General features: G+C 35.3%; 19 protein-coding genes and 6 pseudogenes. 14 read left to right on the top strand and 11 right to left on the bottom strand.

From position 1 onward, the window contains the following. A pseudogene (locus G577_RS12715) lies at positions 1-137 on the bottom strand (IS1380 family transposase); the annotation flags it as partial. A 325-nt stretch (positions 138-462) separates the two neighbouring features. Here G577_RS12715 and G577_RS0107100 point away from each other — a divergent pair. Together G577_RS0107100 and G577_RS0107095 are read left to right on the top strand one after the other, a co-directional pair. Then, positions 463-1,716 (top strand): AI-2E family transporter, encoded by a 1,254-nt coding sequence (locus tag G577_RS0107100; RefSeq protein ID WP_028790621.1) that lies wholly within the window; start codon positions 463-465, stop codon positions 1,714-1,716. Positions 1,717-1,789: 73 nt separating this feature from the next. Continuing rightward, positions 1,790-2,617, top strand: a complete 828-nt coding sequence (locus G577_RS0107095; protein WP_028790620.1) for an exodeoxyribonuclease III — start codon at positions 1,790-1,792, stop codon at positions 2,615-2,617. Positions 2,618-2,779: 162 nt separating this feature from the next. Here G577_RS0107095 and G577_RS11215 read toward each other — a convergent pair whose 3' ends face one another. Beyond that, positions 2,780-3,409: a DUF1129 domain-containing protein gene (locus G577_RS11215; RefSeq protein ID WP_162141352.1), complete on the bottom strand. Its 630-nt coding sequence runs from the start codon at positions 3,407-3,409 to the stop codon at positions 2,780-2,782. Between the two features lie 70 nt (positions 3,410-3,479). After that, positions 3,480-3,779: pseudogene (locus G577_RS11210) on the bottom strand (PadR family transcriptional regulator); the annotation flags it as partial. On the opposite strand from G577_RS11210, the pseudogene G577_RS11830 reads away from it, so the two are divergent. The 3 genes and pseudogenes from G577_RS11830 to G577_RS0107070 form a co-directional block, all read left to right on the top strand. Beyond that, positions 3,767-4,096 (top strand): annotated as a pseudogene (locus tag G577_RS11830) (alpha/beta hydrolase fold domain-containing protein); the annotation flags it as partial. The pseudogenes G577_RS11210 and G577_RS11830 sit on opposite strands and share 13 nt — an antisense overlap. Positions 4,097-4,282: 186 nt before the next feature. After that, positions 4,283-4,921, top strand: a complete 639-nt coding sequence (locus G577_RS0107075; protein ID WP_038027668.1) for an NAD(P)H-binding protein — start codon at positions 4,283-4,285, stop codon at positions 4,919-4,921. 204 nt (positions 4,922-5,125) lie between these two features. Further along, complete coding sequence (locus G577_RS0107070) at positions 5,126-5,563, top strand: GNAT family N-acetyltransferase (RefSeq protein ID WP_028790617.1); 438 nt, start codon at positions 5,126-5,128, stop codon at positions 5,561-5,563. A gap of 163 nt (positions 5,564-5,726) precedes the next feature. Here G577_RS0107070 and G577_RS12025 read toward each other — a convergent pair whose 3' ends face one another. After that, complete coding sequence (locus tag G577_RS12025) at positions 5,727-6,131, bottom strand: tyrosine-type recombinase/integrase (RefSeq protein WP_038022797.1); 405 nt, start codon at positions 6,129-6,131, stop codon at positions 5,727-5,729. After that, positions 6,104-6,394, bottom strand: coding sequence for a hypothetical protein (locus tag G577_RS0107055; protein ID WP_038027667.1), 291 nt, complete (start codon positions 6,392-6,394; stop codon positions 6,104-6,106). Before G577_RS0107055 ends, G577_RS12025 begins: the two co-directional genes overlap by 28 nt. 439 nt (positions 6,395-6,833) lie before the next feature. On the opposite strand from G577_RS0107055, the gene mazE reads away from it, so the two are divergent. The 5 genes from mazE to G577_RS0107030 all read left to right on the top strand — a co-directional run bounded on the left by mazE (position 6,834) and on the right by G577_RS0107030 (position 10,899). After that, positions 6,834-7,067, top strand: coding sequence for a type II toxin-antitoxin system PemI/MazE family antitoxin (gene mazE / locus G577_RS0107050; protein WP_028790614.1), 234 nt, complete (start codon positions 6,834-6,836; stop codon positions 7,065-7,067). After that, positions 7,060-7,410 carry a type II toxin-antitoxin system PemK/MazF family toxin gene (locus G577_RS0107045; protein WP_028790613.1) on the top strand — a complete coding sequence of 117 codons (351 nt, stop codon included), beginning with the start codon at positions 7,060-7,062 and terminating at the stop codon, positions 7,408-7,410. The genes mazE and G577_RS0107045 overlap by 8 nt, the downstream gene beginning before the upstream one ends. 769 nt (positions 7,411-8,179) lie before the next feature. Continuing rightward, positions 8,180-8,395, top strand: coding sequence for a helix-turn-helix domain-containing protein (locus G577_RS0107040; protein WP_028790612.1), 216 nt, complete (start codon positions 8,180-8,182; stop codon positions 8,393-8,395). A gap of 276 nt (positions 8,396-8,671) precedes the next feature. Beyond that, complete coding sequence (brnQ, locus tag G577_RS0107035) at positions 8,672-9,991, top strand: branched-chain amino acid transport system II carrier protein (protein ID WP_028790611.1); 1,320 nt, start codon at positions 8,672-8,674, stop codon at positions 9,989-9,991. A 599-nt stretch (positions 9,992-10,590) separates the two neighbouring features. Further along, a complete protein-coding gene (locus G577_RS0107030) occupies positions 10,591-10,899 on the top strand; it encodes an MGMT family protein (RefSeq protein WP_028790610.1) in 309 nt (102 codons plus the stop codon). 112 nt (positions 10,900-11,011) lie between these two features. Here G577_RS0107030 and G577_RS11635 read toward each other — a convergent pair whose 3' ends face one another. The 3 genes and pseudogenes from G577_RS11635 to G577_RS11195 form a co-directional block, all read right to left on the bottom strand. Continuing rightward, positions 11,012-11,371: a hypothetical protein gene (locus G577_RS11635; protein WP_028790609.1), complete on the bottom strand. Its 360-nt coding sequence runs from the start codon at positions 11,369-11,371 to the stop codon at positions 11,012-11,014. A 504-nt stretch (positions 11,372-11,875) separates the two neighbouring features. After that, positions 11,876-12,097, bottom strand: a pseudogene (locus G577_RS11200) (VOC family protein); the annotation flags it as partial. A gap of 20 nt (positions 12,098-12,117) precedes the next feature. After that, positions 12,118-12,648, bottom strand: coding sequence for a hypothetical protein (locus G577_RS11195; RefSeq protein ID WP_155988497.1), 531 nt, complete (start codon positions 12,646-12,648; stop codon positions 12,118-12,120). Positions 12,649-12,824: 176 nt separating this feature from the next. Here G577_RS11195 and G577_RS0107010 point away from each other — a divergent pair. After that, positions 12,825-13,139: pseudogene (locus tag G577_RS0107010) on the top strand (tyrosine-type recombinase/integrase); the annotation flags it as partial. A gap of 76 nt (positions 13,140-13,215) precedes the next feature. Here G577_RS0107010 and guaA read toward each other — a convergent pair. Both guaA and coaA read right to left on the bottom strand, forming a co-directional pair. Then, complete coding sequence (gene guaA, locus G577_RS0107005) at positions 13,216-14,781, bottom strand: glutamine-hydrolyzing GMP synthase (protein WP_028790607.1); 1,566 nt, start codon at positions 14,779-14,781, stop codon at positions 13,216-13,218. 39 nt (positions 14,782-14,820) lie between these two features. After that, positions 14,821-15,744, bottom strand: a complete 924-nt coding sequence (coaA, locus tag G577_RS0107000; protein ID WP_028790606.1) for a type I pantothenate kinase — start codon at positions 15,742-15,744, stop codon at positions 14,821-14,823. Between the two features lie 189 nt (positions 15,745-15,933). Here coaA and G577_RS0106995 point away from each other — a divergent pair, with 189 nt between their 5' ends. Together G577_RS0106995 and G577_RS0106990 are read left to right on the top strand one after the other, a co-directional pair. Continuing rightward, the gene (locus G577_RS0106995; protein ID WP_028790605.1) at positions 15,934-16,545 is read left to right on the top strand and encodes a class I SAM-dependent methyltransferase; all 612 of its coding nucleotides are present in this window, start codon (positions 15,934-15,936) and stop codon (positions 16,543-16,545) included. Continuing rightward, positions 16,542-16,749: pseudogene (locus tag G577_RS0106990) on the top strand (LacI family DNA-binding transcriptional regulator); the annotation flags it as partial. The gene G577_RS0106995 and the pseudogene G577_RS0106990, both read left to right, overlap by 4 nt. Before the next feature lie 236 nt (positions 16,750-16,985). Here the strand turns inward: G577_RS0106990 and G577_RS0106985 are convergent. Then, on the bottom strand, positions 16,986-17,936 hold the full coding sequence (locus tag G577_RS0106985) for a nucleoside hydrolase (protein WP_028790603.1): 951 nt from the start codon (positions 17,934-17,936) through the stop codon (positions 16,986-16,988). Between the two features lie 450 nt (positions 17,937-18,386). Between G577_RS0106985 and G577_RS0106980 the strand changes: the two genes are divergently transcribed. Then, the gene (locus G577_RS0106980; RefSeq protein ID WP_028790464.1) at positions 18,387-19,613 is read left to right on the top strand and encodes an IS110 family RNA-guided transposase; all 1,227 of its coding nucleotides are present in this window, start codon (positions 18,387-18,389) and stop codon (positions 19,611-19,613) included. Positions 19,614-19,772 lie beyond the last annotated feature (159 nt).

The following is a 19,772-nucleotide window of genomic DNA, read 5'->3' as shown; positions in this document are numbered from 1 at the left end:
TCAAAATGAATTTGTTTTAAAAATTCAGCGACCAAGACGATCCCCGCGTCATTGGTTAAATTTCCCCCATCGTTAGCGACCGAGATTTCTTTTTGGGCATTGAATGTGAGCGATTTTTGTTGTAAAGTGAAAGACATAAGAACGCACTCCTTTTGTGTTAATTGTTGTTTTTATCGACTTTACAATAACACAGAGTGCGTTTTTTTTGTACACCCAGAAGGTGCGGAAATAGTTTTTTTAGAAAAAAGATCATGACAAGGTTTAAACGGACCTTGGAAAAATTTAGAAATCATTCAGGTTTATATATATTTATAAATATTACTACTCATAAAATAGCACTTATTCATATGAATTGATAAACTGATTATGTTATGGTTTTTGAAAGTAGTCACAAATATTATCGTAGTAAAATCACTTTCCTACAATGAATATATTTGTTTTCGATAAACAAGGAGTGGAAAAATGAAAAATACGCGTTGGATTAAATTTCTTGGTGGAAGTAATGTCTTATATACCATTACTGTTGGCTTATTATTATGCATTTTTATTATTACAATGACCCGACTAGATTTTATTTTCGGTACGTTGGCGGTTATTATTTCTAATATTCTTATGCCGATTATTATTGCCTTATTACTTTATTATTTGTTTAATCCGGCAATAGATTTTATGGAAAGGCACAGGATCAAAAGAGTTTGGGGAATAGTTATTTTATTTGCAAGTGTGATTTTACTTCTAGCAGGAGGAATTGGGCTTGTGATTCCGTTGTTAGAAAATCAAATCTCTACGTTAACAGAGACATTTCCTGTTTTTATGGACAACTTTATTGATTCTGCTATCGCTTTTGTTAATGATTTTTCTGGTAACGAAATTGCAGACAACGTGATTTCTCAAGTAGAAGGTTTTGTAGATAGCTTCAGTGCTGACATAGGAAACTATATATCTGAGGGGCTCACTCGGTTTTCTTCAGTAGTTACCGGAATTACTAATATAGTAATGACAATCGTGATCGCTCCGATTATTTTATTTTTCTTATTAAAAGATGCAGAGAAATTTGCGAATGGCGCGCTCGCTGTAACCCCGCCTAAATGGCGAGCTGATTTGATCCGTGTGGCGACTGAAATCAATATTCAAGTAGGTTCCTATATAAAAGGGCAACTTGCTATCGCCGTAGCGAATGGTGTAATGATATTTATAGGATTTACAGTCATAGGCCTAGATTATAGTGGCATTTTGGGGCTTGCAGGGGGGATATTATCTCTTGTTCCTTATATCGGCCCTACTTTAACATTTATTCCGGCGTTGATCATTGCCTTACTGACTTCATGGACTGAAGTGTTTTTACTAATTATAGTATGGATTGTGGTTCAATTTGTTGAAGGAAATTTTGTCGAACCAAATATTATGGGCCGACAGTTGAATATTCATCCTTTAACAATTATCATCATTTTACTAATCATGGGAGATTTATTAGGCTTATTTGGGCTTGTTTTTGGTGTTCCTATTTATGCTATTATAAGAGTTGTTGTGTCTTATATCTTTCAAAAATTTAAATTACGGTATAACAAATATTATGGTGATGTGGCAGGAAAGTATCGTATTGGCACATCTGAAATTACGGATTTTGGCGATGATAATATCTACAAAGCTAAAGATAAATTAGTTGAGGAGTTAGTCGAAGAACGCAAAAGTGGAACGAAAAAAAATAATAAGTAATGATCTAAAATGTAACAAATGGATCAATTACAATAGCACTATAGTAAAATTTTATGTGTAGGAGAGAAAGATCATGAAATTAATTTCGTGGAATATTGATTCTTTAAATGCTGCTTTAACAAGTGACTCAAATCGAGCGCAATTATCAAGAGAAGTCTTAGATACGATTGGAGAGTATGACGCAGACGTTATTGCTATTCAAGAAACTAAACTATCTGCTAATGGTCCCACCCAAAAGCATATAGATATTTTAGCTAAAAGATTACCAGGTTATAAGATAACTTGGCGAAGTTCAGAAGAACCCGCACGCAAATCTTACGCTGGAACAATGTTTTTGTATAAAAATACCCTTGAGCCAACGATTACTTTTCCAGAAATCGGAGCTCCTGACACCATGGATCAAGAAGGGCGCATTATCACATTGGAATTTGATAATTGTTTTGTGACACAAGTCTATACGCCAAATGCCGGAGGGAACTTAGATCGGTTAGAAAAGCGACAAGTTTGGGATGAAAAATATAAAGCGTATTTAGTTGCTTTAGATAAACAAAAGCCAGTGATTGCTTCGGGTGATTATAATGTTGCCCATAAAGAAATTGATCTGGCCCATCCTGATCGGAATCATTTTTCCGCTGGATTTACCGATCAAGAACGCGATCACTTTACGGCGCTATTAAATGATGGATTTTCAGATACGTTTCGTTATGTTCATGGCAACATTGAAGGACATTACTCGTGGTGGGGGCAACGTGTAAAAACAAGTAAAGTGAACAACTCTGGTTGGAGAATCGATTACTTTTTAGTTAGTGACCGTTTAGCAGATCAAGTAATTTCTTCTGAAATGATCGATTCAGGAAAAAGACAGGACCATACACCCATATTTTTGGAAATCCATTTATGATTGCAGTATAAATATACGCTTCTAGTTATCATATTGGAACAATCGCTAGCTTATTTATCCTATGAAATTATCTTTTACGAGCATTTCTAATACTTAGGGTGAAGTGGATAAGTAATCCGAGAACTAAGAACACTGCAATACCTACTTGTAAAGTTTCTGTGTTTAAAAATGGATATAAGTTGTTGATACGAATAAGAATGCCGCTGATGGCAGATAGTAGAACAAACGGAATAAACGTCCCCCAGAGCTTTTGTCTTCACTTTTAAAGAACAGGTAAGCTAAAGCTATAACTGTCAGACTGATGACCAGTATACCTAAACGTCCATCCAAAGCGATCGTCCATGGTGTTGTGACAAAAAATTGGAGACTAATACCGATTGCAATTCCTAGGGCAATAAGGATACCAGAGATAATTTTGGTCCTCATTGAATGATAGTGATAGATTGAAATGCCCAAAAGATATACGATAAATAAAACCAAAGAAATAGTATAAATGCTAAAGATAAGAAAGGTTCCTATGTCAAATCCGTTATTTGGAAGAGTTAGTTCTGGGAATAACGTAAAAAGCAAAAGAACACCTAGACCATGAAAAATAAATGCTAGTGTATCTTTCAAATTCATAGGTAAATGACGAATCATTTCATCAGCGATTTGTTTAGGATTTTTGCCGAAGTACGCTTCGGCGCTGATACCATGCTTTTGTGCTTCTAATATATCTTGAAGTATTTCCAGTAATAGTTGTTCTGACTTTTGTTCGTCTCGGAATAATGACATACTTCGAATATAAATCACTAGATGGCCGTAATAATATGCGTTATCCTTTGTAAGGAATTGTTGTAGGGTGGTATTTTCGCGAATGATTTCATTTGCTTTCATCTTCGTCAGTCCTTTCGATAAGTTGGTCTACGTTATTTTTTAAAAGCTTCCATTGTTTTAAGAAGGTATTTTTTTCTTCTATTCCTTTATCTGTAAGTGAGTAATATTTTCTTTTTGGACCACTGTCAGAAGAACGCATATTTCCAGTGATCAGCTCTCTTTTTTCTAATGAGAGTAATAAAGGGTAAATGGTTCCTTTAGAGATTTCAGTGAAGCCAAATTGTTCTAATCGCTCGCTTAATTTATATCCATAAAGCTCTTCTTTAGAAAGTAAAAGAAGGAATGCAGTGGTTTTGGAATCAGTATACTATGAATAAGTCAGAAAGAAACGAGATTACAGCTTCCCCTTTAAAGGCTTCAGAAGAAGAATTGAAAGATTTACCTGAAGCTTTAATTTTAACTGCTGAAGCAGATGTTTTGCGTGATGAAGGGGAAGCTTATGCGCGTAAGTTACGCGAAGCAGGAGTAGCAGTGACTTAAGTACGTTTTCAAGGAACAATTCATGACTTTGCTATGGTCAATTTACTGGATCAGACAAATGCTACACGGGCAGCCATGGGGCTATCTACGTATTGGATAAATAAAAAGAACAGCGTGAAGTGAATTTTTTCACGCTGTTTTGTATTTTGGAGAAAAGTGAAATGCAGGAAGGGTAAATAGATGAGGTCTTACGAGTAGGTATTATTAGCGATCATTATATGAAAATAAATCCAACAAAGGACTATGTTAGAGGTTATATAACTTTCATGTTAAAATGATAGGAGAACAATTTTTTTGGAGGTTATATTTATGAAGATATTAATTCTTGGTGCAGTTGGACAGGTATCTCAACGAGTGAGACAAGTGTTAAAAGACAAAACAGAGAATGACCTCGTATTATATGCTCGAGATGCTACCCAACGTATTCATGATTTGAACGAAAACAAAGAGCAAGTGATTGACGGGGATTTTCATGATGCGGATTCTTTAAAGAAAGCTATGGAATACGTAGATCTTATCTTTCTCGATTACACGGTGGATGTTGAGGCAACTAAGAAAATCTTGAATACAATGGATGAAATGGCTATTCATAAGCTAGTCGCTATCAGCAGCCTTGGTATATATGACGAATTACCTGAATCTTTTAATAAATGGAATCGCAGTATTTTATCTGAAGTGCTTCCAAAAGAAGGCAAATCTGCTGACATTATAGAAGAATCTAATATAGACGCTGTTATCATTCGACCTGCTTGGATGTATAACGATCCGTCTATTCGAGAATATGAAATAACGCAAAAAGGAGAAACCTTTAAAGGAACGCAAGTAACACGAGAGGCCGTGGCTGATCTCGTGTTGGAAGCTATTCAATCCTTTGAGGAATATAAGAATACAAATATAGGCGTAAGTGAACCAAATACTGATAGGGACAAGCCTTTGTTCATGCAATAATCGAACGAAATTTTATTTTCATAATAAAGCCATCCCTCAAACGTGAGTTTATGAAACTAACGTTTGGCGGGATGGTATTTATTAATTTTTATATTCTATGATTTTAAATACTGAGTGGATAAGAGCAAATTATGTAAGTCAAAACAAAATTTGGAATGTATCATAAAAACTTTTAGATTATAGTTTCTAAATGGTTGGATAGACATGGAAAATACAGAAATCATTATAGGAAATCAAGCATGGCAAAAAGCAGCCAGTACTTTTATTCGAATGCATGTCTTTGTGTTTGAAGTTCAGATTTCATTACAAGATGAATTTGATGAAAATGATACGGACCAGGCAATTTATGCCGTAGCATATTGCGGGAATTTACCGGTTTCTACTGCGCGTTTATTAAAAATCAATAAAGAAAATGTCCGAATTACTCGCGTGGCGACTTTAAAAGAATATAGAGGAAAGTCTCTTTCTTCCGAAATACTCAAACAATTGGAAGATTATTCAAAAAAAGCGGGCTACAAAAAAGTGGATATTCATTCTGAAGTTGCCGCTTTAGCGTTTTATTTAAAATGCGGTTACCAAGTTTCTTCAAATATCTATTATGAAGATGAGGTGCCTTGCCAATCTGTCGAAAAGTACTTATAGCATGCGACGATTATTTTTAATGGAGGAAGTTCATTTATGAATTCGGTAAGGGTTTATCATTATGATGCTTTCAGCACAGAACCTAATAAAGGAAATCCAGCAGAAGGGGAACGTATAGGACCTGTGCAATGAAGTTTCTTAAATAAAAATGGGAGGTTGATTCTTATAGAGATTTTTTTAAAAGAATATCATCAGTTTTATTCAAGAATTTTTGTATTTTTAAGGGTTTCAATTCGTTTAATAAACGATGGCCTAATTCGAGTTGAATATGATTTTTATAATTTGATTTAGCGATTTTTAGAGCTTTAATGGACAAATTTTTTGGCGCTATTAAAGTAATATAATCCTCAAAACCATCCTCCAATGTTTTATTCGTTTCTTTTGAATATTCTCCTGTTAAAAGTTCTTTTTTCTGGCTTATCTCATCTAACTCAGCTTCTTTCTTTGTTTTTCTATGGACACCGAGATATCGTTTTCCTTTGAAATAAACTTTAGAACGGTAGGTAGCTTTAATGTTTTTATGTTCTATTTTTTCAATTTTTATTCGTTCGGCTGTTCTAATATCCACTGCTTAAGAAAAGTATTGGTTTCCTGCACCGGGAAAATCCATTTTCGTCCGATTTTTCTTCTAATTTTTCTGAATCTAGAGTCGTTAAAAAAAGCATTCATAATATGCCCTTTAGAAAAAGAAGTGATGGTGACTAAATTGTCAAGGTCGTAAAAAATTTTATTGTCATCAAACGCTTTTATTTTTAACTTAATTTGTTCGATTATTTGACTTTCCAAAGCTTCTTCATTGATCTGTGTATTGAAAAAATCTATCTCAGACATTATGAACCCTCCATTTAAAGATTTGAGTTGATTATGTATTTAGTTTTCAAGGAGCAGGTGAGTGAAAGATTAGCACACTACTTATTATTTACTGCTACTATAAGAACTACATAGCTTTAAATTTAGGAGAAAACCTCCTTTCATACTGATTCCCGACTCGAAAGAACATTTTGTTGCATTTTTTGGAAATTTTTTTAAACTTTTTTGTTTATTAAGAATGTTAACTTTATGAATTAGTCGAAATGACTCAAGTAAACAATTACTTAGTATATCTGACAAATGAAAAAAGCAGAGAAAATATCCTTTCATCCTATGTCCCAATCTAAATAGAGAAATTGTTGCATTTTTTATAAATAAATTAAGTTGTTATGGAAGTAAGTTTTGTAATTACTTAAATTACGTGTTAAAATAAATATACAAAATATTAGGAGTGTGACAAATGGATAAAGTAAAAACTCGAAAGCAAGGAAATGCAGTTATGGTCACATTAGCTAAGAAGTTTAATGTTTCTGAAGGACAGGAATTTTATATCACGCAAGAAAAAGATGGAACAATTTCGCTTATTCCTAAAATTGAAGATTATTTTGCTGATGTAAAGAAAGATGAATTTATTGATGATGAAGATGAATTGGCTCAAAATTTTATCCCTACTGGAAGTGAATTAGATGAGTAACATCGAGCAGGGAGCGTTAATTTCTATTGACTTTGAACCTTCAAAGGGAAGTGAAATAAAGAAAAGACGACCTGCTGTAGTCATTAGCCGTGATGAATATAATTTAGCCTCGAATTTAATCATTGTTTGTCCCATTACGTCAACAGATAAAAAACGCCCTTATTTTGTTTCAATTCAAAATAAGAAATTAAGTGAGAACAGCAAAGTAAATACAAAACAGGTTTATAGCTTGGATTTTACAAAACAAGTTGGAAGAAACATCCAAGTTCTTGGAAAAATTACACAAAAAGAATTAATGAATGTGGCGCAGCATTTTCTTTTGAATTTTAACTTTAATTTTTAGCTGTGTTTTAAGCTTTATAGAATCGTATTTTTAACAATTGTTAGGGATGTCAACTATTCGAAAAAAAAGTTAACATCCTTTTTTTAATCAGACGTTGTTATATCCATGTTTTTAGTACATTGTTTTCAGTTTATTGTGTTTTTCTACCCCCCCCTGTTAGAGAGAGGGGGTAGATGATTGGCACGGCTTACGCCACGCCAATCAAAGCTTATCAGAATACGCGACTTTCACTTCGTACGTTGCGCATTCTGACAAGCTTTTTGGGAAGAGACAGGTTACATCAATTCCAACCTTAGTAGTAAAACTAAATGTTTATGTAAATGTATAGGAACAAAATCGGCCTTCTGATTCAAATAAATTGTATGTAGCTATTCTTTTTTTGGACGAAAAAGAGACGAGTTTGTGTCATTATATATGTTTTATATTTAGTTAAATTTTTGAAATGCTAATTTAACAGCTTTTATAGTGCTAACTATCCCCTATGTTTTTCAGAAATTTTTCGTGGGTTGGTACGGATTCAGCATATCGTAATCAAGGTTTTTCATCAGACTTAATAAAAACAGCGGTAAATTGGATAGAAAAACATGAGGACTTTGATTGATGGCTCTTTACCGCTGACTCTGGGTTAGTACAGTTTTATCAAAAAAATGCAGGAATGAGACCTTACGAGAATATAAAACTTGTTGTTTTGGCTAGACCTTATATCTGTATTAAAGATGAAAAACAATATCTTTAATACAGATATTTATAATAAACATGGGTGATGAAGATGAGTTATAAAAATATTCGTTCGATAAGAGAAGATAATGATATAACGCAACGGCAAGTGGCTGAGTTATTAAACGTTTCGCAAAACACGTATTCTCAGTATGAGACTGGAAAAATAGAGTGGACAGCGAGTACATTAATTCAGTTAGCCGATTACTTTGATGTGAGTGTAGATTATTTACTTGGGAGAACGAAGAATAAAAAGCGTAATGAATGAAATGATAACTTAGCCATAATAAATATGGATAAAAACTATAGTAGAAGACGATCAGAGTGTGTTATTTCTAATCGTCTTTTTTGTTATTTAATAGAGAAGGACTTTTTGTCGCCCATCTTTTATGATAAATTAGTACTATTGAATACAGTTGTTTTATAACGAATAGAATGAAAATTCAGAAAATAAAAATAATTTTTATAATTGAAACAGTCGTTCATTAAATTTATAAAAGCAAATACAAATTAATGTTTGAAATAAGTATTTAAAGGAGCAAAAATGACAAATAATAAACTTTCTTCTAGACAGACTTTTTTAATTGGGCTTATGGTTTTCTCTCTTTTTTTCGGCGCAGGGAATTTAATTTTTCCTGCAGGATTAGGTGGTGAAGCTGGAGAAAACACATGGAGCGCTATGGCAGGTTTTTTAATTACGGGCGTTGCTTTACCTGTGTTGGGATTGGTGGCGATTGCTAATGTGAGTGGAGATGGCAACACTGAAAAATTAGCGCAAAAAGTCCATCCTTTTTTTGCTACAATATTAACAATTATTACTTACTTATCTATCGGGCCCTTGATGGCAGCTCCCAGAACAGGATTGGTTTCATTTGAAATTGGCGTAGCTCCTTTTTTGAATCAAGCGTATTCTGCGATCGGTTTGTTTATCTATAACGTTGCTTTTTTTGGGGTGGTGTACTATTTAGCCTTGCATCCTAGTAAATTTGTGGATCGCTTTGGAAAAGTAGTGACTCCTGTTTTGTTAATAATTTTAGGTGTTTTCATCTTAACTAGTATTTTGAATCCTATTAGTGATTTCCAGCCACCTCAAGGTCAATATGCAAATGCTCCTTTTTTTAGTGGGGTAAAAGAAGGGTATTTAACTATGGACACCATTGTATCGATCATTTTTGCAACAATTATTATTAATGCGATTAAAGAGATAGGAGAATTTAATCAAACGGCTAGAAAAAATATCATTTTAAAAGCTGGAGTGATATCAGCGATTTTCTTGTCTCTTGTTTACTTAGGTATTGCCTATATTGGAGCAAGTAGTTCCACACTTAGTTTTACTTCTGGAGCAGATACATTATCGGAAGTCGCTAATAATTATTTCGGACTACCTGGGAACTTCCTTTTTGGTTTAGTCGTGATATTTGCTTGTCTTCCTACAGCAGTAGGGCTACTTTCTTCATGTGCTTGGTATTTTAATAAATTGTTTCCTTCTATCTCCTATAAATTTTTTCTTCTGTTCTTCGTTGTATTTAGTGCTACCGTAGCTAATATCGGGTTGGAAAAACTCATTCAATTTTCTGTACCTGTATTGAATGTGGTTTATCCAGTCATTATTGCATTAATCTTATTGAGTTTCATTAATAAGTATATAACTTGTGATGAGATCGTTTATCGAGGCGTGGTTGGGATGACATTGCTTGTTAGTTTAAATGATGGGTTAACAGCGTTTAATCCAAATTGGGATTATATTAATCCTTTTGTGACACTTCCTTTTTCGGACTTAGGTTTTTCATGGATCCTTCCTGCCGTTATAGTAGGGGTCATCGCTAAAGGCGTTTCATTGATGGTTATACACTTGAAAAAGTAGGGTTAACTAGAAAAATCTGATGTTGTCGGGGTTAACACTTCCTCTTATAACAAATAGCGTATGATAAAGATTGTGCTCAGAATGGCGCTGAGTGTATGAACGTGGTTCCAGAATGCCTGCTCTTTTAGAAAAGTTTCCCAATAGTCTTCTGTTTTTTCCAGACGTTTATTTCGAGGCACATTCTGAGTAACGGTTATTCCAAACACACCTATAATGTGTACTATTGTTGCCATATTCAATAAAGGATCAGCTAAACTGCTACTAAAAACTCATTCATTCGTTTGTCTAATGTTTTCTCACTTGATAACGAAGTAATTGTTTTAACTTTCATTTTCAATCTTCACCTTTCTTTAATCTGATTGTTAATTTCTTTAGAAGTAAGAGATATTGTTTCAATGTTGTATATTAATATTACTATATTTCCTTTAAATCAGTTATTATATGACATAATAGGATTATTAAAATTAAAGTGAAGTTAATAATATAACGTTAAAATCGATGCACAATGCCAATATGTTTCTACAATAAAAAAACTATAAAGCATACAATAAAGATCAATCAGAACTTTTATTACACTAGAAAGCGAGTGTGATCATTTCATGAACCGCGTTTTAGATGACGATTTGATTTATGAAATTCTCTCTGTTGTAGAAGAAATACCGGAGGGCTGTGTTGCTACATACGGACAAATTGCCAGGTTAATTGGCAGAGAAAAAAACGCTAGACTTGTCGGTAAAGTCCTCAGTAGAGCCGAATATTATGGGAAATATCCTTGTCATCGTGTGGTTAACCATGCAGGAAGATTAGCTCCGGGTTGGAATAAACAAGCTGATTTGCTTTTCGAGGAAGGCGTTTTTTTAAAAGATGAAAACCACGTCGATTTGAAGAAATATCAGTGGGAGGATTAGCAGTGAGTTCACTAAAAAAGCCACCCTAATCTTAGGGGAGCTGCTGCGCCTCCAGCGTTGGACTTTTCATAATAACTATGAAAGATTATCAGTTAATCATCTAACCAATGATTCAAAAATTAACCCTGTAAGTATTTATTTGATCCAGTATTTTATTTACGGTATCTTCTTTTGCAACATTGTCGTTATTTACTTTTTCAGAAGTAGGAATTTTTTTGAAGCTTTCTAAAATTTCGTCTACTCTTTCAGCTCCCCGTGCTTTTAATGATGGGACACGCTCTTCTAAACGTTCAAGAATCGTATTTTTAGATACTTCGAGACGGTTGAATTCGAGCCATTCTTTTATTTCAGTCATTTGGTTTAAAGGTCCAGCACCATCAACATGATTATCGATACGTAACACTTCTTCACGAAATTCTTGAATCTCTTTTTCAAAAGTAATATCTGGTTTGATTAATAGATGTTTTCCCATTTAAATGCCTCTTTTTTATTTTGATTTTACCAAACACGTTTGTTATCAAATTAATATTTCTTATAGTAGATTAAAAGTATTAATTTTTTTCAACTAAGTAAGAAAAAGGCATCCATGTTTAATAACTATAACTTATTCAACGGTAACTAATAATAGGGGTTGTAGCTAATTTATTACATTATTGCGTGTTGTACTTGTGCGAAGTAAGAGAATTTGGTTAAAAGTGTGAAAAAGGAAGAACATAGCTATTAAAGCTTATGATCTTCCTTTTTTAGTCATGCTTGCTAAAATGGATTAAATTGTATATTCGTTACTTCAGAAAACATATCCTTTAGTAACAATGCTATCGTACCAGTTTTTCCTTATTATTTTTAAATGAATAACAGTCTGGTTTGGATGAACAAGATAATTTAATTTCAAAGTGTACCTCGCATCGTTTGACCCATGGGTGGTGGCTGGTAACAAGGCCAGTAAATGTCCCTGGAACTAATTTTTCCACATAATTTATTCTGATTCTTTTCGCATGTCAGGGTGCTCGGTAATGATTTGCCATTCGACACCAAATTTGTCGTTTACCTGCCCCATTGCTGGACTAAAGCTGGTTTCTTGAAGGGCCATTGTTTCTTGTCCTCCCGCTAGTAAAGCGGAGAAAATCCTTTTAGCGTCAGTAACTTCTTTGACATCAATCAGAATAGTAACCGTTGTTCCTGACTGTTGAAATTGAAAAGTGTGATTGCCACTTTAAATTATGGCATTTTACCATTTTTATTTGCAGCGTTGTGACTGGTTAGTTGCTGATATGTACTCAAAATATGAAACCCATAGATTATTGTTGCAATGGCACCACCGATACTCGCAATAGCGAAGGCAGATTGCCATGGTAAATCTGAGTTAATCACTAGTATAATAGAAATCAGTGCAGTGGCAATAGGAATAGGCGCAACAAAATAATCTAATTTCCGATTCATGATTTTAGCTTGAGGGAAGAAATGGAGTCCAATAATGAGTGTCACTACAGGCATAATGAGTGCATACCAGTCAATAATGATTAGTATAATGACGGATAACCATAGGATTCCATAACTAACACCACTGAGAATGCCCATGGCTTTACCGATCCGTTTACCTGATTTCGTTTCATGTACTTCAAATAATTTGGAATGTTTAATATTTTGTATACTCTTTACAAATAGAATAGTGGATATAAATAAACTCACGGTAAAAAGAATCCAACCGAATAAGCCCCACGCAAATCCGAACCATATCGTATATGCCAAAAGAAAAATAGCCATCATTAAACTAACTGGCGCAATACTTCGGAGTGTTTCACCGTTTAAGTCTCGATTATTTTCAACAATAATATCCACTCACCCTTTACTTTGGAACGACTTTATTTTTCTCTTCAGCTCATTATACCTAAACTGGAGAATAATAACAAATGACTGATTATATCTCCATAGAACGTTTTTCTAAAAAAGCAGGTGTCCATCGGATTCGATTACATGCTTTAAGACATTCTCATGCCTCACTATTGATTCGTATGGGAAAAAATCCGTTAATCATTAAAGACCGTCTCGGACATGAAGACATTGAAACCACTTTAGGCACATACGGTCATCTGTACCCAAACAGTAATTTTGAGGTAGCAAATAAATTGGAAGGTGTTTTATCGTACCAAACCGCAACAGAAAACACAGATACGTCACCTAAAAATCAATTTACTGTTCAGTATCGTAAAGGTAATCATAATACAAATAGACAAAAATAATGCAATTTTAATGGAATGACAAAAGGGAAAAGAGCCGAGAGCCCTTGTCATGCAAGGGTTTTCGGCTCTCCTATAATTATTCCCACTCGACTGTAGCGGGAGGTTTGCTCGTCACATCATAAACGATCCGATTCACGTGATCGACTTCGTTTACGATACGTACGGAGATATGTTGCAATACATCCCACGGGATGCGCGCAAAGTCAGCGGTCATACCGTCAATAGAAGTGATAGCGCGTATTCCTACTGTATAATCATACGTCCGTTCATCACCCATCACACCGACAGAACGCATGCCTGGTAATACAGTGAAATACTGCCAAATGTCACGATCTAGACCAGCATTTGCGATTTCTTCGCGTAAAATTGCATCGGATTCGCGGACGATTTCTAGTTTTTCTTCTGTTATTTCACCTAATACACGGATACCTAAACCAGGGCCTGGGAATGGTTGGCGCCAAACAATGGTATCTGGCATTCCAAGTTCAGTGCCTAATGCGCGCACTTCGTCTTTAAACAATGTATTCAATGGCTCAATTAATTGGAAGCTCATTTCTTCTGGCAAACCGCCCACGTTATGGTGAGATTTAATGGTTTGAGCCGTTTCAGTACCTGATTCGATAACGTCGGTATAAAGGGTTCCTTGAGCTAAGAAACTAATTCCTTCTTCCCCGGCCAATTTGATGGCTTCATCGTTAAATAAGTAGATAAATTCATTGCCAATAATTTTACGCTTTTGTTCTGGATCTGTTACTCCAGCCAATTTATCTAGGAAACGTTTTTGGGCATCGACTTTGATAATGTTTAGGCCAAAGTTACCGCCCAGACTGTCCATCACTTGTTCGGCTTCGTTTTTACGCAGTAAGCCATGGTCGACAAAAATACAAGTGAGTTGGTCGCCGATAGCTTTGTGTAAAAGAACACCGACAACACTGGAATCCACACCGCCAGATAAAGCGAGTAGTACTTTTTTATCGCCGACTTGTTCGCGAATATTAGCTGTTTGCATGTCAATGAAATTTTCCATGGTCCAGTCACCTTGACACTGACAGATATCTAAGGCAAATTCTTTGAGTAGATCATTCCCGTACTCAGTGTGGCGAACTTCTGGGTGAAATTGCACGCCATAAATTTTTCTTTCAGCATTTTGGATGGAAGCGATCGGGCAGTCTTTACTTGTCGCTACCACTTCAAAATCAGTAGGTAGATCTTTTACTAGATCTCCATGACTCATCCAAACGGTTTGGTGATCAGGAGTAGCGTTAAACAACCGTGCTTTTTCTGCAGTAACTTCAATACCAGCTTTGCCGTATTCGCGATTTTTAGCCCTTTCTACCGTACCGCCAAGTCGATGAGTGACTAGCTGCATGCCGTAGCAAATTCCTAAAATCGGGATACCTAATTCAAAAATTTCTTCATCAATACCAAATGAATCTGTATCATAGACACTATTAGGTCCGCCAGAAAGGATAATCCCTTTGACGTTCATTTTTTTAATTTCTTCTGCTGTTGTTTTATGACTTAGCAGTTCAGAGAAAACGCCGCAATCACGTATGCGCCGGGTAATTAGTTGGTTGTATTGACTACCGTAGTCTAATACAATAATTTTTTCTACATCTGCTAAATGTTCAACGTTTGTCACAATCGTTTCCCTCTATTCTAATTAGTTTGAAAATATTATTTAAAATTTACGCAATAATATTTGGTCGATTTTATGATAATCGGTTTTATGAAGAATTATATCTGCTCGCGAGCGTGTGGGCAAGATATATTCTTTTAAATTTTTCAGGTTCACATTTTTCCATACGGATTTTGCCATATCGAGTGCTTCTTTACGATCTCCCATTGCATATTCATAATAATAATTGGATGGATCTTGAAAGGCGGTATCTAATAATGACTCAAATCGTTCTAAATACCAACGTTCGATTAACGCAGGATCTGCATCAACATAAATGGAAAAATCAAAAAAGTCACTTACATAGATTTGCTGATTTGCAGGTAACTGAAAGACGTTGATCCCTTCAACGATCAAAATGTCCGGCTGGGAAATTGTTTCGTACTCCCCTTCGACGATGTCATAACTTTTATGAGAATAAAGGGGGATTTTAAGGTCCTTTTCATGTGATTTGACACTGTTTAAAAATTTAATTAACCGTTCCATATCGTAGCTTTCAGGAAAACCCTTGCGATCCATTATTCCTCGTTCTTCTAGAACACGGTTAGGATATAAAAATCCGTCTGTAGTAATTAATTGGACATCTTGTTTAGGAAATAAACGAGACAAGAGGGTCTGTAAAAGTCTTGCTGTGGTACTTTTTCCAACGGCTACACTTCCTGCAATTCCAATAATAAATGGTGGGACTTTAATATAACGGTGTAAAAAAAGACCTTTGCTTAAACTTAATGATTCATATTCTTTCATATGCAAATGAATCATATGACACATTGGAATATAAATATCTTCCACATCTTGCATTGAAATGCGGTCATTCAAACTTTTTATGCTATCTAATTCTTCTTGCGTTAATGGCGTGTGTTTAGGTAAATAAAACCCTTGCCATTCGCTACGAGGAATCTGATAGAAATTCATATACTCTTCCATAGGTCCTCCTCATATAAAATAGAAAACCTTGCTTAATTTTTCAACAATATAAGTTCAAAAAAATAGACAAGAGTATTTTAACACAAAAATAAAAGAGCTCCTAGCTACAGTAGAAAAAAATAGAACTTTCATTTACTTTGTCAAAAAAATCGGTATGATAAAAGTATAAATATAAAAAAGAGGGAAGTTATGACAAATCACTATTATCAAACGAATCCGACAAGTTCGCATGAAAATTTAAAATGGTCTTTTGAGTTGTTCGATAAAACTTTTCAATTTATGACAGATAGCGGCGTTTTTTCTAAAAATACCGTGGATTATGGATCAAGAGTCCTTATCCAAACCTTTTCTTGGCAAAGTTTACCCGAGGGGAATATTTTAGAAGTGGGATGCGGATATGGACCGATTGGTTTAGCTATCGCTTATGCAAGCGGTCGTCAAATTGAGATGACAGATGTTAATGAACGGGCCGTTGATTTAGCTAAACAAAATGCTATGCAAAATCAGATTAAAAACGTAGATATCCATCTTTCTGATGTCTATGATTCTGTTCAAAAGAAAAATTATGCGGCCATTTTAAGTAATCCGCCTATTCGCGCTGGAAAAAGAGTTGTTCATCAAATTATCGAAGAGGGATATCAGTATTTGCAGAAAACAGGGACGCTAACGATTGTTATTCAGAAAAAACAAGGAGCACCAAGCGCTCAAAAGAAGATGACTGAAGTATTTGGAAATGCTGCTATAGTAAAAAAAGATAAGGGCTATTATATTCTTCAAAGTGAAAAGAGGGGAAACAAATGAAGCTAACTATTCGCCAAATTGCTGAAATTGCAGGGGTTTCAGTCACTACTGTCTCGCAAATATTAAATCACAAAGGGGGGCGTTTTAGTACAGAAACGAGGCAACGAGTTCTTGAAATTGTAGAGAAGTACCAGTATAAGCCAGACTTTTTTGCTTCTAATTTAGTAACTAGACAATTCCAAAATAATTGATATGATTGTGCCAGTTTTGGCATGAACTCTTCGAGCGATAAAATACCCGAACTATAGAAAGATTTTCCCTGTGTTTCAGCAGGCTCTTGCTACAAATTAACAATATCTAGCAAATCTCAATAAATATAGTTCGGATATTTTTGTCTTAGTTTTACATAAGTCACAGTTTCTCGAATAGACAAGGGTCACACTTTTTAAAGTTTAGTTTATTCTGTCTAGTTATGGTTGTTTTACTTTTATTGTCGTTTTTTAGGTACCAGCATATAAAATTGCCATTGTATCGCACATGTCTTTTGCTACTGCTCCTTTTTTAACATTTATACATGTTTTTACATTCGGTGTTTTTTCACGTATCTTCTCAGTAATCCCAATTGTTCTACCAACAGAAGGGCCTTCTGTTTCAACAGTCATAGCTAATGGTAGCATATCGAATAATTCTGGATGGATAATTGCAGCAATTGCTGATGGGTCGTGTAAAGGGCACCCCTTTACAGTTGGCGCAGTTTCATCATGAATATGGATATAATAATCGACAATATCAGCATATTTTTCCCCAACTTTACTGATTTGTCTCCATTTTTGAGTGTCTTTTTGCGTTAAAATCGAACGCATAGTTACGTCTAGTCCTGCCATAATTATGGGAGAGCCGCTTTCAAACAACAATTTGGCTGCTTCTGGGTCTTGTGAAATGTTTGCTTCTGCAAAAGGGCTTACATTTCCTGGGATGGTTAATGCTCCTCCCATAATAACTATCTGTCCAATTTCTTTGGCCATCTCTGGATATTCTTTTAAAGCTACTCCAAGGTTTGTCATAGGTCCTGTCGCTGCGATTACTAAATCTTTTCCATATTTTTTAACGGAATCAATAATAAAGTTAACACCACTTTTAGCTTCTTTTGTCCGTTTAGCTTGCGGAAGTTCTACTTCACCAATGCCATTTTGTCCATGAATTTTTTTACCGATTTCTGAGCGCTTAAAATTGTTTTTAGCTATTGCATGAGGTTCACCTTCATACACAGGAATATCTACTTTTCCTATCATATCTAAAATGTTTAACGTGTTTTGTACACTTTGCTGAGTATAAACGTTACCATACGTCCCAACCACTCCTATCAGATCGATTGTTTTGGCTCCTGCACTATAAGCTAAAGCCATTGCATCATCAATACCGGTGTCAATATCTAAAATTAGTTTTTTCATCAACTATTCCCCTCGTATTATATATTTCAAGAACAAAAAATTGCTCTTTGATAATTAAATAATTATATTACTTTCAAGGTAATGATTCCTCTTTTTCACAAAGAGAATGTGGTAATAAATCAATCAAGAATAATATCTAATCAATACCTTTGGCTTGGATATTGCGTGATGTCCCTGGATAATAGAAATTGGAATGGATCCAACTGGGAATATGCTGTATTCTCCTGTAGTTCGACTACGATGAAAGACTGTGACCCAGACAATGGTTGTACTGCAAACACACAAGCTGTATCGGCGCATTTCTATACCAATATTAGTGGATATTGGGGCAGCTTTTAGAGATGCGCCTTTCGAATACTTATACGCGAGGCTGTTGCCAGACCATTGCTTCTAGGGATATCCCGCAGTATCCAAGCTTATTCCAAAATCAAATGAAAGGAGGTCCTTTCCATGCATTTATTTGTAGGTATTGATGTAAGCTCCAAAAAACTTGATGTGTGTTTTCTGGATAGCGAAGACACGCGTCTAAAAGAAACGACTTTTCCAAACGATATCCATGGAGCGAACCAGATCAAAGAAAATATCTTAGCTTATAACGGGCAATCCCATTACGAAAAAATCACTATCGGTATGGAATCCACATCTGTGTATAGCTTTCACCCTGCACATCTCTTAGATAACGATGCCGACTTAAAACGGATTGGGGTGGAAGTGGTGGTTCAAAATCCAAAAGCGATTCACCGATTTAAAGGCTTATTTGAAGAAGATAAAACCGATAAAATCGATGCGTTTCGGATTGCCGACTTTCTTCGGTTTGGACGCTATAATAAAACGATTATCAAGGAAGAAAAGTATGTGGCCCTTCAGCGTTTAACACGTTCTCGCTATCAAGTGATTCATCAATTGACCGAGTGTAAGCAACATTTCCTTGAAAACCTTTATTACAAGTGCAATACATTGACCAATGAAGTAGATACTTCTGTTTTTGGCTCTACCATGATGGAGTTATTTGCCGAATCCTTTTCGCTGGATGATATCGCTCAGATGGAGCTGGAAGAGCTGGCTGATTTCCTTCAAGAGAAAGGAAAAGGTCGCTTTCGTCAGCCAGAAAAAGTAGCGGCATCCATCCAAAAGGCGATTCGTGACTCTTATCGTTTGGGCAAGGTCGTGCAGGATTCGATTGACATCGTATTGGCCACCTATGCCAAACTGATTCAAACACTTAAAAACCAGGTCAAAGCGTTAGAAAATGGGATTGAATCCCTTTTTGACATTATTCCAGAAGGACAATGCTTGAAAAGCGTGCCGGGTATTGGTTCGGTTTACGCGGCAGGTATTATCGCCGAAATCGGTCAAATTGATCGATTTGAAACACAAGCGCAAATAGCTAAATATGCCGGCCTATTCTGGAAAAAATCGCAATCAGGCGACTATGAATCGGAACGAACACCACGAGTTATGTCGGGAAATCAGTATCTTCGTTATTACTTAGTTGAAGCTGCCAACTCGGTCCAACGAAATGAACCCGCCTATCGTGAATTTTACTTAAAGAAGTATAAAGAAGTTCCGAAATTTCAACACAAAAGAGCCCTTGTCATGACTGCAAGAAAATTAGTGCGTTTGGTGGATGTGCTACTACGCAATCACCAACTCTACACGCCAAAAAGGAGCGTGTAACGCAAAAGCAAATAGCTGCTTTTGAATCCTTTTAACCGACCCGAACGATCGTTCCTGTGATGGTGCGGGTCTAGTTCAGTGCGTTCTTTTTTTCCTTTGAAAGTCCAAAATCAACTTTATTTTTTTGGATTTTCTCTTGACTTATTACCACAAGTCTTT

Source organism: Tetragenococcus muriaticus DSM 15685, assembly GCF_000423785.1.
Classification (GTDB): domain Bacteria; phylum Bacillota; class Bacilli; order Lactobacillales; family Enterococcaceae; genus Tetragenococcus; species Tetragenococcus muriaticus.
This window is presented reverse-complemented; position numbering and strand designations above follow the sequence as displayed.

Bases quoted from the DNA above. Each gene is read 5' to 3' on its own strand.
- brnQ (WP_028790611.1), top strand. From the start codon at position 8,672: ATGACAAATAATAAACTTTCTTCTAGACAGACTTTTTTAATTGGGCTT.
- G577_RS0107040 (WP_028790612.1), top strand. From the start codon at position 8,180: ATGAGTTATAAAAATATTCGTTCGATAAGAGAAGATAATGATATAACG.
- G577_RS0107075 (WP_038027668.1), top strand. From the start codon at position 4,283: ATGAAGATATTAATTCTTGGTGCAGTTGGACAGGTATCTCAACGAGTG.
- coaA (WP_028790606.1), bottom strand. From the start codon at position 15,744: ATGGAAGAGTATATGAATTTCTATCAGATTCCTCGTAGCGAATGGCAA.
- G577_RS0107100 (WP_028790621.1), top strand. From the start codon at position 463: ATGAAAAATACGCGTTGGATTAAATTTCTTGGTGGAAGTAATGTCTTA.
- G577_RS11635 (WP_028790609.1), bottom strand. From the start codon at position 11,371: ATGGGAAAACATCTATTAATCAAACCAGATATTACTTTTGAAAAAGAG.
- G577_RS0106985 (WP_028790603.1), bottom strand. From the start codon at position 17,936: ATGAAAAAACTAATTTTAGATATTGACACCGGTATTGATGATGCAATG.
- mazE (WP_028790614.1), top strand. From the start codon at position 6,834: ATGGATAAAGTAAAAACTCGAAAGCAAGGAAATGCAGTTATGGTCACA.
- G577_RS0107030 (WP_028790610.1), top strand. From the start codon at position 10,591: ATGAACCGCGTTTTAGATGACGATTTGATTTATGAAATTCTCTCTGTT.
- G577_RS0107045 (WP_028790613.1), top strand. From the start codon at position 7,060: ATGAGTAACATCGAGCAGGGAGCGTTAATTTCTATTGACTTTGAACCT.
- G577_RS0107095 (WP_028790620.1), top strand. From the start codon at position 1,790: ATGAAATTAATTTCGTGGAATATTGATTCTTTAAATGCTGCTTTAACA.
- G577_RS0107070 (WP_028790617.1), top strand. From the start codon at position 5,126: ATGGAAAATACAGAAATCATTATAGGAAATCAAGCATGGCAAAAAGCA.
- G577_RS0106980 (WP_028790464.1), top strand. From the start codon at position 18,387: ATGCATTTATTTGTAGGTATTGATGTAAGCTCCAAAAAACTTGATGTG.
- G577_RS0106995 (WP_028790605.1), top strand. From the start codon at position 15,934: ATGACAAATCACTATTATCAAACGAATCCGACAAGTTCGCATGAAAAT.
- G577_RS0107055 (WP_038027667.1), bottom strand. From the start codon at position 6,394: ATGTCTGAGATAGATTTTTTCAATACACAGATCAATGAAGAAGCTTTG.